At 34.2% G+C, this 2,447-nt stretch carries 2 protein-coding genes and 1 pseudogene; all 3 read left to right on the top strand.

Translation table 11 applies throughout. From position 1 onward, the window contains the following. Positions 1 to 70: 70 nt before the first annotated feature. Positions 71 to 292 (top strand): annotated as a pseudogene (locus BA053_RS08660) (ankyrin repeat domain-containing protein); the annotation flags it as partial. Continuing rightward, positions 287 to 1,342: an ankyrin repeat domain-containing protein gene (locus BA053_RS05960; RefSeq protein WP_369404180.1), complete on the top strand. Its 1,056-nt coding sequence runs from the start codon at positions 287 to 289 to the stop codon at positions 1,340 to 1,342. The pseudogene BA053_RS08660 and the gene BA053_RS05960, both read left to right, overlap by 6 nt. Before the next feature lie 39 nt (positions 1,343 to 1,381). Next, a complete protein-coding gene (locus BA053_RS05965; protein ID WP_245611042.1) occupies positions 1,382 to 2,071 on the top strand; it encodes an ankyrin repeat domain-containing protein in 690 nt (229 codons plus the stop codon). Positions 2,072 to 2,447: the final 376 nt, after the last annotated feature.

Below are 2,447 nucleotides of genomic sequence, written 5' to 3' on the forward strand. Positions count from 1 at the left end.
TGTTGGATACTTTTTTCTCATCTTTACCCCGTACTAAAATTTCAGATATTATAGCCTTTTACTTGTTTCCGGACAACCTCTTAATGCAGTAGATGTACATAACAATACTCCTTTGCATTTAGCTGTTAAAAAGGACAACATAGATATAAATGTATTGAACGCTCTACTGGGAGCAGAAGGAATCAATGTTAATGTAAAAGATGAATTTGGAGAATGGACTCCTTTACATTGGGCTGTTTCAAAGAACAGGATAGACAAAGTGAAAGCGCTACTGGGAGCAGAAGGAATCGATGTTAATATAGAAGGTAAACATGGAAAAAAGACTCCTCTACATTTGGCTGCTCAAGATAACAACCAAGAAATAGTAGAGGATCTAATAAGAGCAGGAGCAGATGTTAATAAAAAAGATAAAAATGGAGACACTCCTTTTGATTTAGCCACTGATGACAAAATAAAAACTCTATTGCAACCTGCAGAAAAATCTGATGATGGTCTAGGTGGTAAATCACCGGAAAGTAATGAAGGAAATCCAGGGGAAGATACTGGTACACAACAGAAAGAAAAACAAGAAGGTAATGCTAAAGAAGAAACACAAACAAGTACTAATTCAACTGTAAGTATTAAAGAAGAAGGAAAAAACTATGATAAAAGTGAATATTTTTCTGGTAGCAAAATATTAGACCACGATTACCAAGATAAACTAACTAACATTTTTATAAATTCTCATTGCTCTCTAAATGGGGGTGAAAGAATGCAATTAGCTGAAAATATTCATCAGATTAGACAAATCTTTTCGAAATACGCTGACAATAACATCTATAGTATGTGGATCGGTGTTTTTGATATTGGAAAGCTTGATACTGACGAGTTCAAAGAAAGAGAAATAAAATCCAGTAAAGAGAAGTACTGGAAGAACAGTATTCATGTAAGATCTGGAGACGTTCAAGATAAAGTATTAGTTTACTCATGGCTTGATATCAATCAGTTTAACCAAGATAAATGGAATAATTTTTTATCACAACTTGAGGGAGATCACAAAGTAGATTTTATAGGAACTGGGCCACTTACATTTAAATACAAAGATTTTAATTATCGTGTATACCCTCCACTCTTTGGTTCTTCGGATGGTGAGCAATCTTCCCTTAGCAATACTGAAGTTTTTAGCTTCTCACGAACAGAAGTAAATCAAATTATAGAAAATATTAAAAGATCTCATCAATCAATAAAAAAGCAAGTCATTGATCATTACGCATCACTGAACAAAGATTTTGTTGAAAATGATGTAGATTTTGTAAAGATTATTACTGATGTGAATAACAAAACAAAACTCACTTCTATATGATACTCTAACACTTCTAAAGATATTACACTAGAATCCGAGATTAAATATGAAACAACTCCTTTACATACTCTTGCCAAACTTGGCGATGAACTTCTTTCGAACGTAAACGATCTATTAGCTGGAGGTGCAGATGTTAATGCAATGGATAAAAGTGAAAAGACTCCTTTACATTATGCCGCTAAAAATGGCCATGTGAAGATAGTGCAAGTTCTATTAAAAGCAGACGGAATCAATGTTAATGCAGTAGATGAAGATGGGAAAACTCCTTTCGATTTGACTACTAACGAAGAAATAAAAGCTCTATTGCAAAACGCAGAAAAAACTGATCCAGTGAATGAATCATCGACAGATAGTGAAGGGGGTCAAGGGGAAGATGCTGGTGCTTCTGGAGAACCTAGCACACCAACACAAAATCATGGAGGACAAACCAGCACCACCAGTGCAGAAAAAGGAACTGATATAAAAGCTGAAGGTGTGGAGGCTGTTGCTCCCATAGAACCTGCACAAACAGAAGAACAGCCGAGCTCTTTTTTTGGTAGTTTGTTTAGTATACTTATGAAGCCTTTTTCATTAATAGGATCATTTCTTGGTGGCTTTTTTTCATGGTTATTTGGGTCTGACGAAGAAAAGTCTGACACACAACCTTATGATGATTCTTCTTCACCTAGGGTCGATCAATCAGTTGAACAAAATAATGGTGATCATAATGACCAGAGCAATGTGATTTGATAGTGATCTTCTACCGGAAAAGGTGTCATCCCAGTGCTTGACACTGGGATGGCTTTGTTGCATCGCTAGCTATGATGGATTAAAGATAAAAAAGATAGGGAATATCAGTAGCTTATTATTCTGGTATTTATAACAAGAACGGTCAATGAATACCTAAATTTGAGTAAAAGAAATTTCACTACCATTTACCAATCCGGCTAAAATTCAAGAATTTCAATGCTTTAGCTATTTTCAATAGAATTAAATTTATTAATATAAATAACAAATTACTATTCTTAAATTTGATCAGATTGATTGCAAAAAAACAAGATTTTCAATAAGTTGCTTATAATCCTAATTATAGTTAGCCTTTCATAAGTAGCGATGCAACAAAGCC

Source organism: Wolbachia endosymbiont of Nomada ferruginata (assembly GCF_001675785.1).
Lineage (GTDB): Bacteria > Pseudomonadota > Alphaproteobacteria > Rickettsiales > Anaplasmataceae > Wolbachia > Wolbachia pipientis.